Below are 17,407 nucleotides of genomic sequence, written 5' to 3'. Positions count from 1 at the left end.
ATTTAAATATCTACATATATTTTTTAAAAGACCTTCTTTCGCAAGAGGGTCTTTTACTTTGAAAATGAAAGAGGGATAAAATGCTCAGCGATTTACAACATTTAGAATTAGATATCCCGATTGAAGTGATTTGGGACTTTATTCGAGACGAAAACAATTGGGCACCACTTGTACCTGGCTATATTCAACATGAAAAAAGAAATGAACGTCAAATCTGTTGGGAATTTAAGAGTGATCTTGGAGTAATGAAAAAAAAGGTTAGTTTATTGATAGATATTAAAGAGTGGAACGAACCATCCAGGGTATCTTTTGATTTAAAACGTTCAAATGAAAAATATTTAGGTAAGGGCTATTTTGAAGCAAAGGCATTAAATAAAAATAAAACTCGTGTGACGGGCTTTCTAGAAATCAATGCAACAGGGCCAATGGGATCTTTAGCTAATTCCCTTTTTAAAAAAGCACTCCAAAAATCAGATGATGAGGTAGTGTCAGTCATTTCTACTAAATTAGAAGAATTTCATCGCAGGTAAAAATTTAAGCTAAACTTAAGCAAACCATGATAAAGTTAGTCCAAATTCCACTATCCCGAAAGATAGAGGACAGGAGGATTAACGATGAAACAATCAAAACCAAACAAAGCCCTAAATGTATTTCTAGTTATTTCACTGGCATGGGTGGGAGCTGGATCATCCATACCATCTGTTTATGCTGAAACTAACACGTCAACAGTTCAAGAAAACCAATTAGCAAGCAATCTTTCAAAATTAGAAATTGAAGGCAAGGAGCTCGACCAGAAATTCGCTGCAGACATATTTGAATATACTGCCACAGTTGGGAACGAGGTTGAAAATATTAAGCTTTTAGTAGATAGCTCTAATACAGATGCATCGATTACGATTAACGGTAAGGAGATTGTCAAGGGGACAATAGGGACTTATGCGCTTCAAACAGGGGAAAATAAGTTTATTATATCTGTAAATAATGGAACTGGTTCATCAAATACCTATACTCTGACGGTAACAAGAGAGAAAAATGCGAATAATTTCTTAAAAAGTATTGAACTATCAAAAGGCGAGTTATCACCCAAATTTTCTTCAGATGTTAATGAATATAATGTCAATGTTCCAAATGAAATTCCTGCCATTACATTTAAACCGACAGCGATAGAAGCAACATCAACAATAAAAGTGAATTCTACAATAACAGGGAAAAATGGGGTGGATGTTTCACTTCCCGTAGGACAGTCAGATATTATGATCACGGTAACTGCTGAAAATGGCACAAAGAAGATTTATACCATCCACGTTACAAGGATGAAAGCTGTTGAGGATAAAGCAGTGGAAGATACACCAGCTGAAGTCAAAGCCCCTGCAGCAAATCAGAAAAATAATCCAGTATCTATCCAGCCTAGTACAAGAATAAATACTAGACCTAATTCTGCACAGCCGACATCCCAGCAGCAAAGTTCTTTAAATACCGAAAAAGTAAGTAAAGCATTACTTTCTTCACTGTCAGTGTCTGAAGGAACATGGGATAGTAACTTTACAAGCGATGAGTTTACTTATCATATCACGGTGTCAAGTGATGCTGATGAAATAACACTAAAGCCGATTGCAAAATATAGCCGTTCGGAAATCTCGATTGAAGGTGGAACGAGCAAAACAATAAAACTGGAAAATGACAAGAAAACAATTATTTCTGTCGTCGTTACGTATGATGATGGTGATCGAAAGACATATGTGCTTGTGTTTGATAAAGAATCTTAAAAAAGTACGTATTAGATAACCCTAAAAAACCTGCACAATGCAGGTTTTTTTCGTATAATTAAAAATTTATTAAAAAAAAAGAAAACTTATCTTTAACACGTCCAACAAAATTGTGGTATATTAATAAATAAAAAATTTAGCGAATTTTGAGATTAAAGGAAGGTGGCAGTATGACAACAGAAGTAAAAGTAAATGACAGCAGTCTTCCGTTGCGTCGTGATGTAAAATTACTGGGTAAAATATTAGGAGATATTCTGATTAATCACAGTGGTTCTGCATTATTTGATAAAGTGGAAAAAATACGTTTAATGTGTAAAACTTTAAGAGAAAATTTTGATCAATCAATTTATAATGCCTTAAAAGAAGAAATTTCTAGTCTAGATGCTCCGATGAGGAAACAAGTTATTCGAGCATTCTCAATGTATTTTCATTTAATTAATGCAGCGGAACAGAACCATCGTATGCGTAGAAGAAGACAGTACCAACTTCAAGAGGAAAGGGTTGTCCAACCTGCTTCTATTGAAAGTGCGATTCTTTTGCTTAAAGAGAATAATATAGAAGAAGAAGTCATTCAAGATACTTTAAATACTTTATCTCTTGAGCTTGTAATTACAGCTCATCCAACAGAGGCAACGAAACGCTCCATACTTGAGATTCAGCAGCGAATTGCTGATATTCTTAAAAACCTCGATCACCCGTTATTAACAAGAAGAGAAAGAAAAAAGCTGGAAGAAAGTTTGTTTAACGAAGTTTCAATACTTTGGCAAACGGATGAATTACGACAGAACAAGCCTACTGTTTTAGACGAAGTTCGAAATGGTTTGTATTATTTTGATCAAACTCTTTTCGAAGTACTGCCTGAAATTCATCAAGAAGTGGCAGAATGTTTAGAGAAGAACTTCACTAATACACAATGGGAAGTTCCTAATTTCTTACGTTTTGGTTCCTGGATCGGTGGTGACCGGGATGGAAATCCAAATGTTACACATGATGTCACTTGGGAGACCTTGAAAAGACAAAGAAGACTCGTATTAAAAAAATATAAAAAAGCTTTAGTCGAATTAATGAAACGATACAGTCATTCCACTTCTAGGGTGGAGGTAAGTGAGGATCTTCTTACATTAATTGAGCAAGAGGATACTTATTTAACGGATGACAAAAAATGGCCAAATAAGGGTGAGGCATACCGCCGTGCCTTTGCAATTATTATTGAACGTGTAAAACAAGTTGGAAAAACGGACTTGGGCTATAAATCTTCCGAAGAATTATTAGAAGACTTGTATGTGATTAAAAGGAGTTTGAAAAAGCATCATCCAGCAGGACATGAATCAAAAATTATTCAAAAGCTGATCCGACAAGTACAATTATTTGGGTTTCATTTAGCTACACTCGATATTCGAAATCATAGCGGCGAACATGAAGCAGCCATAACAGAAATTTTACGCAAAGTCAGTATCACCGAGAATTACGCGGGTCTTTCTGAAGAGGAGAAACTAAAAATATTGCAAAATATATTATTAGATCCTCGTCCACTCTTGCTATTAAATGAAGACTACTCAACGGAAACACAGGAAATGATTAAAGTGTTCCAAACAATTAAGAAGGCACACGAAGAATTCGGAAAGAGAGCTATTTCCGTTTATCTTGTGAGCATGACAAAATCACCGAGTGATTTGCTTGAGGTACTGGTACTTGCAAAAGAGGCTGGGATTTATCGCCTTCACGCAGATGGCACTTTAGAAAGTCATTTACACGTGGCACCATTACTGGAAACAATCGACGATTTAACAGCTGGGCCAGAAATAATGGAAACACTTTTCGAGATGCCTGTCTATCGTAATCATTTGCAAATATTGGGTGATCAGCAGGAAATCATGCTTGGGTACTCGGATGGAAGCAAAGATGGTGGTACACTGACAGCTAACTGGAAACTATATAAGGCACAAATTGAGATTCATGAAATGGCGAAAAGGTACCAAATCGGACTAAAGTTTTTCCATGGTCGTGGTGGTTCGTTAGGCCGTGGCGGAGGTCCATTAAATAAAAGTATCCTATCCCAGCCGGCTGAAACGATTGGGGATGGTGTAAAAATTACCGAGCAAGGTGAAGTATTATCTTCAAGATATTTGCTTGAGGATATTGCCTACCGTAGTTTAGAACAAGCTACCTCTACATTACTTTTAGCCGTTGCACATATCTCTAAGGAAGCAGAGCAAGGTTTCCGACGTGATCCAATTTGGGTTGAATCGATTGAAGAAATATCGAGTTTAGCCTTAACAAAATATCAATCATTGGTGTTTGGTGATTCAGATTTTCTTACCTATTTCACTGAAGCAACACCACTAAAAGAGATAGGGGATTTAAACATCGGCTCCAGACCGATGAGTAGAAAAAATCAAGGACGATTTGAAGATTTACGGGCCATTCCATGGGTATTTGCTTGGACACAAAGCCGCCAATTGCTCCCTGCATGGTATGCAGCCGGAACCGGTTTAACAGGGTTTGCAGCAAAGAGCGAACAAAATTTGCATATTCTCCAGGATATGTATGAAAAGTGGCCGTTTTTCCGATCAACAATTGATAATTTACAAATGGCCTTAATGAAAGCAGACATCACCACAGCTAGAGAATATTTATCCCTTGTTGAAGACCAAAATATGGCTGAACGGATATTTACTAATATTCTTGAAGAATATGAGCGTACCAAAGAAATTCTTCTCCGAATTACAGGCGATAATGAATTGCTTGATCATACACCAAATATTAAAGAATCGGTATTTAGAAGAAATCCATATGTCGATCCATTAAACTTTTTACAAGTAGAGTTAATAAAAGAACTGCGAAATCAGGGTGGATCAAACGAAGACTTATTAATTGAAGTTTTGCTAACTATCAGTGGAATATCTGCTGGACTACGGAATACTGGTTGATTTATGAAAGGAAGCCTTAAATTCTTTTTCAAAAAGGATTTAGGGCTTTTTTATATATATGGGAAAATTTATGAACGTTTTATGAATTATTTAAAAATGAATGGTTATTCATTCATATTTGCGCAAAATTCGACATTTTTCGATTTATCCATCGTGCTATATTTTAACCAGAAAAGTATCCAAGTAATTATTAAGAGGATATAGGCCAATGCTTAGTAGATTTGTTTGCACTTCGTATGAAGGCAGGGCGGATCATGGTCAATACACCAACGACACATGGTGCAATCGGGGATATTTATAATACATCATTACCGTCATTAACCATCGGATGTGGTACTTATGGAGGGAACTCTGTGTCACAAAATGTAGGGGCACAAAATCTCATAAATATTAAAAGGGTTGCAAAGAGAAAAACATTTACCCAGTGGTTTAAAGTTCCATCGCAAATATTCTTTGAAAAAAATTCAATCCAAATGCTAGCCTCTATACCAGGAATCTCAAAGGCATTTATTGTCACAAGTAACAGTGCTGTCAAAAATGGGTATGTTGACAAGGTTGTTTACTATCTAAACAAGAATCAAAGGAAAATCCAATTTGAAACATTCTCCGAAGTCGAGCCTGAACCTAGCATTGATACAGTAATAATTGGTGCAGAGCGGATGAGAAGATTTCAGCCAGATTGTATTATTGCTCTTGGCGGCGGCTCTGTGATAGATTCCGCAAAAGCGATGTGGCTATTTTACGAACATCCAGAAACTGATTTTCATAGCTTAACTCAAAAATTCTTTGATCCTAGTAAAAGAGTAGTTAAATTCCCAGCACTACGTGGAAAAGCAAAATTTGTTGCGATTCCAACAACATCCGGAACCGGTTCAGAGGTCACAGCCTTCTCTGTTATTTCAGATAATAAAACAAATATAAAATACCCTCTCGCGGATTTCCAATTGACACCGGATGTAGCCATTATCGATTCACAGTTTGTTATGACAGTTCCGAAGCATGTTACCGCTGATACAGGGATGGATGTGTTAACACACGCGATTGAGTCGTATGTTTCCGTATTGGCCAATGACTTTACAGATGGACTTGCATTAAAAGCCATTCAACTAGTCTTTAAGTATTTGCCAATAGCTTACCGAGATGGAAGTAATGAACTTGCCCGTGAAAAAATGCATAATGCTTCTACAATAGCAGGGATGGCTTTCGCCAATTCCTTCCTAGGAATAAACCATAGTCTTGCCCATGTTTTAGGGGCTGAATTTGATATACCACATGGACGCGCCAATGCGATTCTTTTGCCACATGTAATCCGTTACAATGCAGCCAAACCAAATAAGTTCATGACATACCCTAAATATGAAAACTTCATAGCTGATGAACGTTATGCGGAAATTGCTAAAATGCTGGGGCTGCCTGCCGGTACGACTGAAGAAGGTATTGAAAGCCTTGTCCATGCAATTATTAAATTAACAAAGGAACTAGAAATCCCGATGAATATAGAAGCAAGCGGGGTTGGTAAAGAAGTATTTGATAGCAAAGTAGCAGTTCTCGCAGAACGTGCATTTGACGATCAAGATACGATTGCAAATCCAAAACAACCATTTATAGGCGAACTTGAAGAAATTTATCGTCAGGCCTTTAGTGGTATTTAAATGGAAGAATAAAATTTTCATATAAGGATGCGAGTAGGATGTTTGAGAAAAGAGAAATTAAAAAAGAACAAGAACCTATCCTCGAAATCATCAATAAGGAGGCTGAACAAATTAGAGAAAAAGAGGTGAGCGCTGCACAACTGTCAAGCTTAGACATTCTCCGGCGCAAAGCATTTCAAGAATTAGACGAATGGTCTAAGCGTTCAGACTTCCGAGACGAGATATTTCTAAAGGAAGCATTGTTTTTTGCTGATAGCATCCAAAGGAATCAAGAAAACATAAAAGAAATGGCAGAGAGATTTGATAAGGAATTTACTGAATGGGAAAGGACTGCAAGAGAGGAATTTTTGATGTCCACCACGAGTCTGCAGCATTTCTTTCCACTCAAGTCATACAAAGAAATCAATGCCCAGATTGATCAACTTCAAAAAAGAACCATTTCGATTCTAAGTACACCTTGCCAAGTTATTAGCAAAAATCAATCAATAGATAAATATCTTGAAACGATCGAGCAATATGTGGTCCTTAGGAAAAAAATCAGGAAGCAATATATCAAAGGTGTTAAACAAGTTGGAAACCTAATATATGAAAATCAAAAAGGTTTTGTTAATTTATTTGCACGACAAATTAAACCGTTGATGTTTCCATTTAATAAATATTTGGAGAAAGAAGAAGAGATGATAAATTCCTAAATAAGGAGGCAAAAAGCAATGTCGAAGGAAAAAATCTATGATCCGTTGCAAGGATTTAGAAGAATAAGTGAAATGTGGGAAAGACAATTGAATGGCATGCTATACATGATCACTAACAATAATGAGTTCGTTCGACTGCTTAGTGTGGGGACAGATAGTCATGCAAGATATATGGAGCGGTTAAGAAAGAACCAAGAACTCATGGCAGGTGTAATGAATATTCCAACCAAAAAAGATATTGCAAATGTAGCAAAATTATCTCTTCAAACCGAAGAAAAAATTGATATTTTAGAAGAGCAGGTTTGGAATTTACAGGATAGTTTAGAATTCCTTAGTACGGGTAACGTTGCAATGTTTCAAGATATGGTGACGATTATAAAACAGATAAAGGAAGAATCAGCTTTCATTCAAACAGAGTTTCAAAATTTGAGACAAGAAATCTCTCAATTAACAGATATTAAACAGGAACTTGCAGCCTTGAAAAAACTTGTACTGCCAGTGCAGATTAAGAACAGGGACAATGAGCTTGTTCTGACTGGGACTGGCAGTGAGGATGGAAGGGGCTGAGAAAGATGATAGCTAAAGCACTAAGAAATATTCCATTAGTTGATTTGAAAAAGGAATCTTTAAGGTGGGAACAAGTCTATAAAGTCTTAACAGAACCGAAACCGGATATTGTTCCAACCAAGAGAGAAATTGTTTGGAAAAAAAATAAATCAACATTATATTATCATCCTGCTAAAGAAAAAAAATACCAAATCCCTGTGTTTTTAGTCTACTCACTGCTTAATAAATCGTATATTTTAGATGTCGGGGAAGGAAGTAGTGTAGTAGGAGGATTAACGGAAAGAGGATATGATGTTTACTTCCTTGATTGGGGTTCTCCTGCTTATGAAGATAGTGAGCTCACTCTTGATAATTATATCCTTGATTATTTAGAAAATGGTGTCAAACGTGCGTTACGACATTCCGGTGCAAAAGAAATATCGATGATCGGCTATTGTTTAGGAGGCACAATTGTTGCTATTTTTACCTCGCTAACAAACTTGCCTATTAAGAATTTAGTCCTAGCAACGGTACCAATTGATTTCAGTATAGGAATCGTTCCGGATAAGTGGTTAAACGGACTCCAAAAAGGAACTATAAATTTTGATCGACTTTCTGAGGTTTATGGTGTTATTCCATCTGAAATAATGTACGGAATGTTTAGGGGACTTTCACCCGTCTACGTTAGTCCATGGGTAAACCTGATTTCCCGTGCACATGATGATGAATATGTTAAAAAATGGCGGCGGATGGACAAGTGGACAAAAGACTCCGCATCGTTTTCAGGGGCTGCCTTCAAACAGCTATTTAATGATCTCTATAAAGATAACAAACTCCTAAAAGGAGAGTTAACGATTGGTGGAAGGAAAGTAGATTTAAAAAATATCCATTGTTCATTCTTTGTCTTCTCAACATCACGAGATACCTTGATACTAGAGAAACAAAGCCTCCCTGTTATGGACATGGTTTCTAGTGAAGATAAGACATACGAGGTATTTGATGGTGGACACGTTTCTTTAGCCTTATCTGGAAAGTTTGCCATTTTTGCGGATAAATGGCTCTGCTCACGGTCACAATAAAATTAGGAATTTCTTAATTAAATTAAGAAGGAAGTAAAAGCGGGAAGGACTCCCCTCCATCCCGCTTTAACTAGTTATGAAGCAGCTTTTTGTTTAGCAAGGAATGTCCTTAAGAGTCGATTAAACCGGTCTTTTGCCTCCAATTTGGCCAGATGGCCGGTATTTCTCATAATAATAAATTCTGAATTTGGAATAAGCCTGTGCATCCAAGCCTGAATCCAAACAGGCAAGACGGAGTCGTACTGACCTCCAATAATAAGTGTCGGAACATCTACCATTGGTAATAACGATAAATTATTTACCTCAAAACATGCTACTAATGAGTCAACAAATATCTGCGGTTTTGGTTGGAAAAACTTATTAAACTTCTCAACTGTGTCCTTATTCCACGAATAAAGTGCCATCCGTGCTGCATAATCTGAGTGTTCCTTCATGTATGAAACTTGCTGGAGAAGTTCTTTTCGTGGTTCAAATAAAACACTCTTCAGTTTCTTAGGAAAGTAATGAAATGAACTAATTAACAGGAGAGTGCGGCAGCGTTCCGGTGCCTGTCGGTAAATCTCTTGCGCAACTGCACCACCCATTGAAAGACCCAAAATATGAGCGGTTTCAATTTTTAATTCCATTAACAAACCGAGGATATCTAAGGCAAAATTTTTTATTGATATGCCTTCTGTCTTACTGCATTTTCCATGACCACGTAAGTCAGGGATGATCAATTCATACTGATTAGCCAATTCAAATTGGTCTTCCCACCCTTCTTTTACTTCACCTAATCCATGGATCAAGACTAACGGCTCGCCTGTCCCTAAGTGCATATAAGGAACTCCCAATTTACTTATTCTTGCTGTTTCCATTTCGCACCACCCTTTTATTTTTATTAGCTTATTGGCAAATAACAGTAAATGAAAACTCTAACTTTTATTCATAAATATTTGCTGAGTTGACAAAATATTACTCATAGGTGTAAAATACACATATACAGGGCGAGGTGATAAAAATATGGTGAATCAGGACAATCAAACGATCAATCCATCAAAAAATTTTGTGCTGCCATTTATTTTATTGCTTCTTAGCAGGGTGTCACTGCATGGGTATGAACTTAGCCAGAAGCTAGAGGCATTCGGTTTTAAGACGCTTGACCAGGGGAATTTATACAGACTGCTAAGACAACTAGAAAAGGACGAGCTTCTATCTTCAGAATGGGATACAACTGGGAGCGGTCCTGCTAAAAGAAAATATTCAATTACTAAAGCAGGAATAACATACTTAAATGGTTATGCCAACCAACTAGAATCCTATCAATCGTTATTGGATCAATTTTTCAAAATGTACACCAGTTTCTTTGAGCTCTATATTCCTTCGTTCCATAAGAAGGATCCAATAGAGAAAGTCAATAATAGAAAGAGGAGGAAAGACGATGGCACAGAAGAAAAATGAAACGGTCCAGACTGTTAAAGAAAAGAATGTACCAACGGCAGAAGAATCGGTGGCTCCAGGGTCATTTGTACACACTTTTTGGGATCAATTTGAGCTTTCTAGTGAACGGGCAGAACAGCTTCAAGAGAATAGAGAAGATGCATACATTAATGCCTTAAGAGAAGTCATTAATTTCAATAAGCAATTTAGAAAATCGGTTGCGAATTTGTATGAGCAGTCGAAAAAAACAAACAAAGAGATGGTTTCTGAACTAATGCAGCAATTTTCATTCGGTAAAGAAGAAATCAAAGATGAGGACTTTCCGGTGAATGAGAGAGAAGAACTTAAGAAAAAGGTTTTAGAGGTATCTGAACAATTAGAGAAGCTTGCATTAACGCCAATTAAATCAGTTTTTCAGATTGTCGACCAACTTGAAGATAATTTTGAAAAAAATGCAGAATCAAGCGTAACTTTTGGTCGTGACCGGCGCAATGCGTGGCAGCAGGTTAGGAAGGAATATATTAAATTGGCAAGAGATACTCATTTAAACATTGTTGACCGAAGCAAAGGTAGTCTTAAAGAATTTGTAAAGATGCCGTAACTACTAGTTATCAACTAAGGAGAATTGAAAGAATTGGGGAATATAAGCATCGATTGCAAGTCATAAGAGCCACAATCTCTCTTCTAACTATTATAGAGATTGTGGTTCTTTTAATTTGTTAATTACATAGGAATTTTGTTGTGTAACCTAGAATTTAAAATACATAATTCGTCTTAGATGCTGGATGTTTATTTTAAGAAGGCAGGGGAACCAATTTGAAAATGAAGATAATCGCACTATGTACGACCTTTATTATGGGAATCGGGAGTGTTTTTTCTTGTCCATCAGTATATGCAAAGGAAAATAATCTTAAAAGTGTACAGGATCAGCGAACAGGTCTTCAAACAGATATTTCAAAAGCAAATTTAGAAATTTTTCAAGTCCAAGATGAATTAATTAGACTAGCTGAACAAATTATTAGAGTTGAGCAAGCCATTAAAGATAATAAAAAAATGATTGAACAAACAGAAGAAAAGGTAAAAGCCTCACAATCCCAAGTACAGGATCTTCAGCAAGAAATAGTATCCATTCAAGAGAGAATTAATAAACGAAATGAATTAATAAAAAAACGTGCCTTATCGCTACAAGAAAGTGGTGGTCAGGTTAGATATATACACGTTGTTCTAGGTTCTTCGAGCTTTAGTGATTTTGTAGAAAGACTTGGTGCAGTTGCCTCGATGGTGGAAGCAGACCAAGATCTAGTTAAACATTATAAAGAAGATCAGGATGAAGTCCAAACTAAACAATCTTCAGTGGTGAAAAAGTTAAACGAATTGCAAAATATGAAAACAGAACTTTTATGGATGCAAGAACAAATATTAGAACAAAAAAAGCAAAATGATGCTTTAAAAGCAGAACTTAAGATGAAAGAGCTGGAAAAACTTTCTGAGAAAGCTGATTTACAACAGAAAGATGGAACACTAGCAATAAAAGAAGCGCTCTTATTAAACGAGGCTCAGAATTCTAAGGGAACAGATAAAAATAATGAAACCGTGAATTTGGATGTTCCATTACCTACAACCACCAATGAAGCCATTAATGTGGTCATTCATGCTGGAGAAAAATATATTGAGAACTCCGTTTATGTATTTGGCGGGGGAAGAAACTCTTATGATGTTGCCCATGGTAGATTTGATTGTTCAGGATTTGTTGCGTGGGCCTTCAGACAGGCAGGATTTAAAGTGGGCGCTCATACAGATATCCTAAAAAATACTGGGGAAAGAGTTACCCTAAGTGAGGCGCGTCCTGGAGATCTAGTTTTTTTTGACACTTATAAAATAGATGGGCATGTAGGGATTTACCTTGGCGGAGGTAAATTTATTGGTTCTCAAGGTTCAACCGGAATAGCCGTTGCAGATTTAACGCAAGGATTTTACAAAAAGAAGTTTAATGGGCGTGTTATGAGAATTATCAACGACTAACCATATAATGAAAAAACACTGAATGTGGCAATAATTTAAGGCTGCATTTTTTCTTTGGAAAAATATACATGAAACTAATTTTTGAATAATTGCGTTATTATTAGTGGAGAGTAAATTGGAATTTAAAAAATATTGCATTGTTATTGTTTAATGAGTAAAATAGATGAGTTATAAATTTAATCACTTACAATACTTTTGCAACAAGGTTAGGAGATTATCAGAAATGGAACTACTTATGATTATTAAAGCTATTATTCTAGGGCTGGTAGAAGGATTAACAGAATTTGCCCCCGTATCATCTACCGGGCACATGATTATCGTGGATGATATGTGGCTGCAATCCGAAAAGTTTTTAACACAGCATGGAGCAAACACATTTAAAGTCGTTATCCAACTTGGTTCCATATTGGCGGTTGTTGTCACCTTTAAAGATCGTTTTATTGATTTATTAGGATTGGGGCGCTTAAAAAAACAAGCAGCTTCAGGACAAGTACAAGGCCGTTTAAAACTTTCTCAAGTAATTGTGGGTTTAATCCCTGCCGGTGTACTAGGCGTCCTTTTTAACGACTATATTGATGAGCACTTATTTTCAACTGCAACTGTTTTAATTGGCTTAGTTATTGGGGCGATCCTAATGATTCTTGCGGATATTTTTGGTCCAAAACGTCCAAAAGTACAAACAGTTGACCAAATTACCTACAAACAAGCATTGACTGTTGGCTTGTTTCAATGTTTTTCACTTTGGCCAGGATTTTCTCGTTCGGGTTCAACAATTTCAGGAGGAGTTTTGATGGGGATGAGTCACCGTGCTGCCGCAGACTTTACCTTTATCATGGCTGTGCCAATCATGGCTGGAGCTAGTTTTCTCTCTTTATTAAAGAATTGGGAGTATATGACGTTGGATGCCCTTCCAATTTTTATTGCAGGATTTATTAGTGCCTTTATTTTCGCTCTTTTGTCTATACGCTTTTTCCTAAAGCTTATTAACAAAATAAGATTATTACCATTTGCTATTTATCGGATTGTGCTGGCTATTATCCTGTATGTAATATTTATCTAATCCGTGCCTTCTCTGTATTGTTAAACCAAAAGGTTAATAAAGAATGTAAGTGGGTCTATTAAGTCAATAATAGACCCTATTTCTATTTATGATAAATCTGGAAAGTCACTGATAATTCCTTCAACATGGAAATGATTAAGCGTTTTTAAGTCATTCTTTTTATTAACAGTCCAAATCATTGTTTTAAAGCCATGGTGGTGAATTCTTTTAATCAACCGCTTATTCACCATGGTTATTTTGGGATTTACATACGACACATAGCTTGTAAAGGACTTTAAATTTTTATTCGAAATCATCTTCACACCGGAGTTTTTAATCAAAATGCCTATTGGAATGGTAGGCAGAAGGTCGTGAAACCGTTTTAGCGCACCACGGTCAAAGGACTGAACAATAATTTGCTTGTCAACGGATGTTAACTCTCTTTTCTTCAATTCCTCCGCAAGTTTTTCCTCAACCAGGGGATAAAGTGAGGGTTTTTTTAATTCAATTAAAAAGCCGATTTTCCCTGCAAACTCCTCAAATACCTCAGAGAGAGAGGGGATCTTCTCACCCGTAAAATTACAATGAAACCAACTTCCTGCATCAAGACTTTGAATTTCTTGTAAAGTAAAATCCTTTACTTTCCCTTTCCCATTTGTTGTTCTGTTAACGGTTGGATCATGTATCACAACTAATTCATGATCTTTTGTCATTTGAATGTCAAGCTCGAGGTAGTCGACACCTAATTCTACGGCTTTCCTAAAGGATGAAATTGTATTCTCTGGACAGTAGCCTGCCGCACCTCTATGACCGATTTTCAAGGGGAGGGTTTCTTTCTTTTTCTCACTAAACCGTGTGATTGCTCTGTATATGATCATGATAAGTACGAATAAAAGCGTAGCAGCATTTCTCAAGTTGGTGCCCCAATCTATATATATTTGTGAACATGGTATGAAAAATAGATAAGAATGTCAATTCGAAGAGGATAAAATTGTAAAAAATATTTTTCTGAGGGCTAATTCCTTTATTGTACTTGAATTTTTCCTTAATTATGGGCTTCTTCTTTTTTATTAAACTGGGTAATTTGGATATGTGTCTATCGCACATTTTTAATCAAGTGAATAGGATATATGGAATTAAGAAAAGGAGGTAATGTAAATGTCAGGTGTTGCTGGTGGATACGGCGGCGGATTTGCCCTACTGGTCGTTTTATTTATTTTGTTAATCATTATTGGGGCTTCATGGTGCTACTAAGAAATCAACTTAGATAAAAAGGAGGTCTTGAAAAATGTTTGGTTACGGATTTGGAGGATGCGGATACGGATATGGAGGTTGCGGTTACGGCAGCGGTTTTGCTTTAATCGTAGTATTATTTATCCTCTTGATTATTGTCGGTGCAGCTTGCTTTAGATAAAAACGTAAAATGGAGGCCCGCTTGTTTAATCAAGCGGGTTTTCATTTGAAAAAGCCCGTTTCCATTTACTAAAAGCATCTAATTCATTGGAGATTTTCTTTACAGTAAAGCCAATCAAAGCTGCATCATCCAGGATCCCCAGACCAATAATGAAATCTGGTACTAAGTCAAGTGGCGAAACAAAGTAAAGAAGGGTACCAATGACAGTAAGAATTGTGCTGGGTGAGACATTTTTATATTCACCTTTTGAATAGGCTTTAACTAATTCAAAAAATAATTGCAGTTTTTCCCAAACATCTCCTAAACTTCCCTTTTTCTCATTTGCCATTTTGATCGCTTTGTTAAGCAATCCTTCTGTTTTTTGCGGGTTGCCAAGGTATTCTTTAGCTTCGTTAGAATATTTATGCTGCTCTTTTTCAAAAACCTTAGTTTTACCGAACAATGCATTCACTTCCTTTTTGTGAAGTCCATGCTTAGTTTACCACCAAATAAAAAAAACATTAGATATTTCATCATAAATGAAAACCAGGTGCCCAATAAACAGCACCTGGTTTTCATAGGCTATCTTTATACTAAGACCATATTATCACTTATGGTTGCCGGTGTTCCCCAAACTATTTCTTCAATCTCTGAGCCTTCAAGTGTTTCTTTTTTTAATAATGCATCGACTAATTGTTGATACTGATATTGATGGTTATTAATAAGACTCTCTGCTTTTTGTAAAGCTTTTTCAAATAGCTCTTGCATCTTTTCTTCTTTATCTTGTTTTTTGAAGGTCAATGTAAATCCTTCTTGAAGCATACCAGTATCTACCATTTGTTCGATAATTTGTTTTGCTTGTTGAACGTCGCCACTTACGCCGATGCTGTGTTCTCCTAAATGAATTCTCTCAGCAACCCCGCCAGCTAATATCATTGCTACGCGCTCTAATAAGTCACTGGTCGTAGATAGATGCAATTCCTTTGGAATTGGTGCAACATAACCGAGCGCCTCTCCACGAGGGATAATGGTTGCTTTCCTAACGGAACCAGGTTTCGTCAATGATGCTACAATGGCATGACCAGCCTCATGAATTGCGACCCTGCGTTTTGTATCATAATCTTGTAATGACCGGGAAGTGCTTCCTAAAATCGTTCGATCAAGGGCATAGTCAATGTCCTGCTTTTGGATGGACTCTTGGCCGTTCCGAACAGCTCTTCTGCTAGCCGTTTCGAAAAGTGATTGGAGCTCTGCACCTGAAAAACCTGAAGTACTTTCTGCCAATTCATCTAATTGTGCAAGAGCATCTTTATCAAATGATTTATCTTTAGCATGGATAGCAATTATCTCTCTTCTTCCTTTTGTATCTGGAAGTGGTACATGGAAGGAAAAATCGATTCTTCCTGGACGAAGGAAGGCTTCATCCAACATGTCTTTTCTGTTTGTGGCAGCAATAAAAAGAATTCCATCATTTGAATGTCCGCCATCAAGTTGTACAAGTAATTCTGTTAAGGTTTTTTCGGCTTCCTCGCCGCCATGTGCCTTTCTTTTTGCTGCTAAAGCATCGACCTCATCAATGAAAACAACGGCAGGGCCTTGCTTTCTTGCTGCTTTGAACAATGATCGGACCCGGCTAGCCCCCACTCCAATAAACATTTCATTAAATGACGAACCGCTTGCCGAAAAGAAAGCAGCGTTTAATTCACGGGCAATTGCTTGAGCGAGTAATGTTTTACCTGTACCTGGCGGGCCGTACAAAAGAATACCTTTTGGTGGTGTAATCCCTAATTTTGAAGCACGCTCAGGTTCTTTTAGGATCGAGAGAGTTTGTAAAATTTCTTCCTTCATTTCGTCCCCGAGTCCACCTACATCCTTCAAACTAATGGAGGGAAGGGTTCGCGACTTTGCAACACTATTCTTCATTGAATTATTTATTCCCAATCCACCTTTTGTTTTTTGAAGCGTGAATGCTGCTCCAGCCAACAGAAGAATAACGCCGCCTAATATCCATTTTCCATATTTACTGCTCTTTGAATAGGAGTATTCAATATTATATTTAACAACCAATTTATCTACCATTTGGCTGTTCGGTGGGACATGGGAAAGATATACCGTTTCACCAGCATGAATATAAAGGCTTCCATCGGGTTTTTCAGTTATACTTACAGTTTTCCCTTGTTGTGCTTGAATAGTTTTCTCAACAGAGGAGAATGGTATAGCAACTTCATTATTGGTAGTTTGAATAATCCAGACGATTCCTGCAATAACTAATATTAACGCTGCAATGAGCGGAATAAATTTCGAGACTTTTTTTATACTTGGTTTCAATTTTCTTCATCTCCTTCAACAGAGTTCTCCTCTATTATAAAGGGGTTTCCAGAAAAATGGATGTGGGAATCGTTGGGAAACTAGAAATGCCCGCATAAAAAAATAAACCAGCACAATTTTTTTAAAATGCGCTGGTGTGGTTTATAAAAACTACGATAATAAGCGAAGATGTGGAATGATTGGATGTAATACACTTTGAGCAATTGAGCCAATGCTGGCACCGATACAGGATGCTTTATTCCATTTAAAAACATGAACTTTTTCATCTTTTCCTTCAATCAAGAACAATAATTGGGCATCCTCTTCAGCAATACCTATTTTTTTATAAGAAATCTTGTTTTCGTTGAGGATAATTTCAAAGGCTTTATGCAATAAATTCAAAGTCTGTTGATCGATTTTAGTAATATCCAAGTCAGGTACCTCCGATGTGTTATGTAATCACGATATTTATTTTTCATCATTACCGCTTTCTTTCATTATATTCTTTATGCTTTCGGGTTTAAAGAAATATTGCAAAGTTTCCGTTTGAGAGATAAGATTG

17 protein-coding genes and 1 pseudogene are annotated in these 17,407 nt (G+C 36.7%); 13 read left to right on the top strand and 5 right to left on the bottom strand.

The window, feature by feature from the left end; translation table 11 throughout:
• Window positions 1–80 precede the first annotated feature (80 nt).
• The 7 genes and pseudogenes from ACE198_RS19725 to ACE198_RS19695 all read left to right on the top strand — a co-directional run bounded on the left by ACE198_RS19725 (window position 81) and on the right by ACE198_RS19695 (window position 8,665).
• Window positions 81–530 carry an SRPBCC family protein gene (locus ACE198_RS19725; RefSeq protein ID WP_375376770.1) on the top strand — a complete coding sequence of 150 codons (450 nt, stop codon included), beginning with the start codon at window positions 81–83 and terminating at the stop codon, window positions 528–530.
• 84 nt (window positions 531–614) lie between these two features.
• Entirely contained in the window at window positions 615–1,766 is a 1,152-nt protein-coding gene (locus tag ACE198_RS19720; protein ID WP_375376769.1) for a cadherin-like beta sandwich domain-containing protein, read from the top strand.
• Between the two features lie 170 nt (window positions 1,767–1,936).
• On the top strand, window positions 1,937–4,696 hold the full coding sequence (ppc, locus tag ACE198_RS19715) for a phosphoenolpyruvate carboxylase (protein ID WP_375376768.1): 2,760 nt from the start codon (window positions 1,937–1,939) through the stop codon (window positions 4,694–4,696).
• 224 nt (window positions 4,697–4,920) lie between these two features.
• A pseudogene (locus ACE198_RS19710) lies at window positions 4,921–6,348 on the top strand (iron-containing alcohol dehydrogenase); the annotation flags it as partial.
• A 38-nt stretch (window positions 6,349–6,386) separates the two neighbouring features.
• Window positions 6,387–7,040 carry a hypothetical protein gene (locus tag ACE198_RS19705; protein WP_375376767.1) on the top strand — a complete coding sequence of 218 codons (654 nt, stop codon included), beginning with the start codon at window positions 6,387–6,389 and terminating at the stop codon, window positions 7,038–7,040.
• A gap of 18 nt (window positions 7,041–7,058) precedes the next feature.
• The gene (locus ACE198_RS19700) at window positions 7,059–7,607 is read left to right on the top strand and encodes a polyhydroxyalkanoate biosynthesis repressor PhaR (protein ID WP_375376766.1); all 549 of its coding nucleotides are present in this window, start codon (window positions 7,059–7,061) and stop codon (window positions 7,605–7,607) included.
• A 5-nt stretch (window positions 7,608–7,612) separates the two neighbouring features.
• Window positions 7,613–8,665 (top strand): alpha/beta fold hydrolase, encoded by a 1,053-nt coding sequence (locus tag ACE198_RS19695; protein WP_375376765.1) that lies wholly within the window; start codon window positions 7,613–7,615, stop codon window positions 8,663–8,665.
• A gap of 74 nt (window positions 8,666–8,739) precedes the next feature.
• Here the strand turns inward: ACE198_RS19695 and ACE198_RS19690 are convergent, their stop codons facing one another.
• A complete protein-coding gene (locus ACE198_RS19690; protein ID WP_375376764.1) occupies window positions 8,740–9,522 on the bottom strand; it encodes an alpha/beta fold hydrolase in 783 nt (260 codons plus the stop codon).
• Between the two features lie 145 nt (window positions 9,523–9,667).
• Here ACE198_RS19690 and phaQ point away from each other — a divergent pair, with 145 nt between their 5' ends.
• The 4 genes from phaQ (at window position 9,668) to ACE198_RS19670 (ending at window position 13,166) form a co-directional block, all read left to right on the top strand.
• On the top strand, window positions 9,668–10,105 hold the full coding sequence (gene phaQ / locus ACE198_RS19685; protein WP_098572532.1) for a poly-beta-hydroxybutyrate-responsive repressor: 438 nt from the start codon (window positions 9,668–9,670) through the stop codon (window positions 10,103–10,105).
• A complete protein-coding gene (locus tag ACE198_RS19680) occupies window positions 10,086–10,685 on the top strand; it encodes a hypothetical protein (RefSeq protein ID WP_375376763.1) in 600 nt (199 codons plus the stop codon). The genes phaQ and ACE198_RS19680 overlap by 20 nt, the downstream gene beginning before the upstream one ends.
• 221 nt (window positions 10,686–10,906) lie before the next feature.
• Window positions 10,907–12,106, top strand: a complete 1,200-nt coding sequence (locus tag ACE198_RS19675) for a coiled-coil domain-containing protein (protein WP_375376806.1) — start codon at window positions 10,907–10,909, stop codon at window positions 12,104–12,106.
• A gap of 223 nt (window positions 12,107–12,329) precedes the next feature.
• Complete coding sequence (locus ACE198_RS19670; protein ID WP_098572535.1) at window positions 12,330–13,166, top strand: undecaprenyl-diphosphate phosphatase; 837 nt, start codon at window positions 12,330–12,332, stop codon at window positions 13,164–13,166.
• Window positions 13,167–13,252: 86 nt separating this feature from the next.
• On the opposite strand, the gene ACE198_RS19665 is transcribed toward ACE198_RS19670, so the two are convergent.
• Window positions 13,253–14,059: a glycerophosphodiester phosphodiesterase gene (locus ACE198_RS19665; RefSeq protein ID WP_251456334.1), complete on the bottom strand. Its 807-nt coding sequence runs from the start codon at window positions 14,057–14,059 to the stop codon at window positions 13,253–13,255.
• A 244-nt stretch (window positions 14,060–14,303) separates the two neighbouring features.
• Between ACE198_RS19665 and ACE198_RS19660 the strand changes: the two genes are divergently transcribed.
• Both ACE198_RS19660 and ACE198_RS19655 read left to right on the top strand, forming a co-directional pair.
• Window positions 14,304–14,399 carry a YjcZ family sporulation protein gene (locus tag ACE198_RS19660; RefSeq protein ID WP_098572537.1) on the top strand — a complete coding sequence of 32 codons (96 nt, stop codon included), beginning with the start codon at window positions 14,304–14,306 and terminating at the stop codon, window positions 14,397–14,399.
• A 34-nt stretch (window positions 14,400–14,433) separates the two neighbouring features.
• Complete coding sequence (locus ACE198_RS19655) at window positions 14,434–14,559, top strand: YjcZ family sporulation protein (RefSeq protein WP_375376762.1); 126 nt, start codon at window positions 14,434–14,436, stop codon at window positions 14,557–14,559.
• Window positions 14,560–14,584: 25 nt separating this feature from the next.
• Here ACE198_RS19655 and ACE198_RS19650 read toward each other — a convergent pair whose 3' ends face one another.
• The 3 genes from ACE198_RS19650 to ACE198_RS19640 form a co-directional block, all read right to left on the bottom strand.
• Complete coding sequence (locus ACE198_RS19650; RefSeq protein WP_251456330.1) at window positions 14,585–15,001, bottom strand: YkvA family protein; 417 nt, start codon at window positions 14,999–15,001, stop codon at window positions 14,585–14,587.
• Window positions 15,002–15,126: 125 nt separating this feature from the next.
• On the bottom strand, window positions 15,127–16,866 hold the full coding sequence (locus tag ACE198_RS19645) for an AAA family ATPase (protein WP_251456328.1): 1,740 nt from the start codon (window positions 16,864–16,866) through the stop codon (window positions 15,127–15,129).
• A 150-nt stretch (window positions 16,867–17,016) separates the two neighbouring features.
• Entirely contained in the window at window positions 17,017–17,277 is a 261-nt protein-coding gene (locus ACE198_RS19640; RefSeq protein ID WP_251456326.1) for a hypothetical protein, read from the bottom strand.
• Between the last annotated feature and the right edge of the window lie 130 nt (window positions 17,278–17,407).

Origin of the sequence: Neobacillus sp. KR4-4, from assembly GCF_042136325.1 — a bacterium.
Taxonomy (GTDB): domain Bacteria; phylum Bacillota; class Bacilli; order Bacillales; family Cytobacillaceae; genus Neobacillus.
Note: the sequence above shows the minus strand (reverse complement) of the source record. Positions and strands in the feature narration are given on the sequence as shown.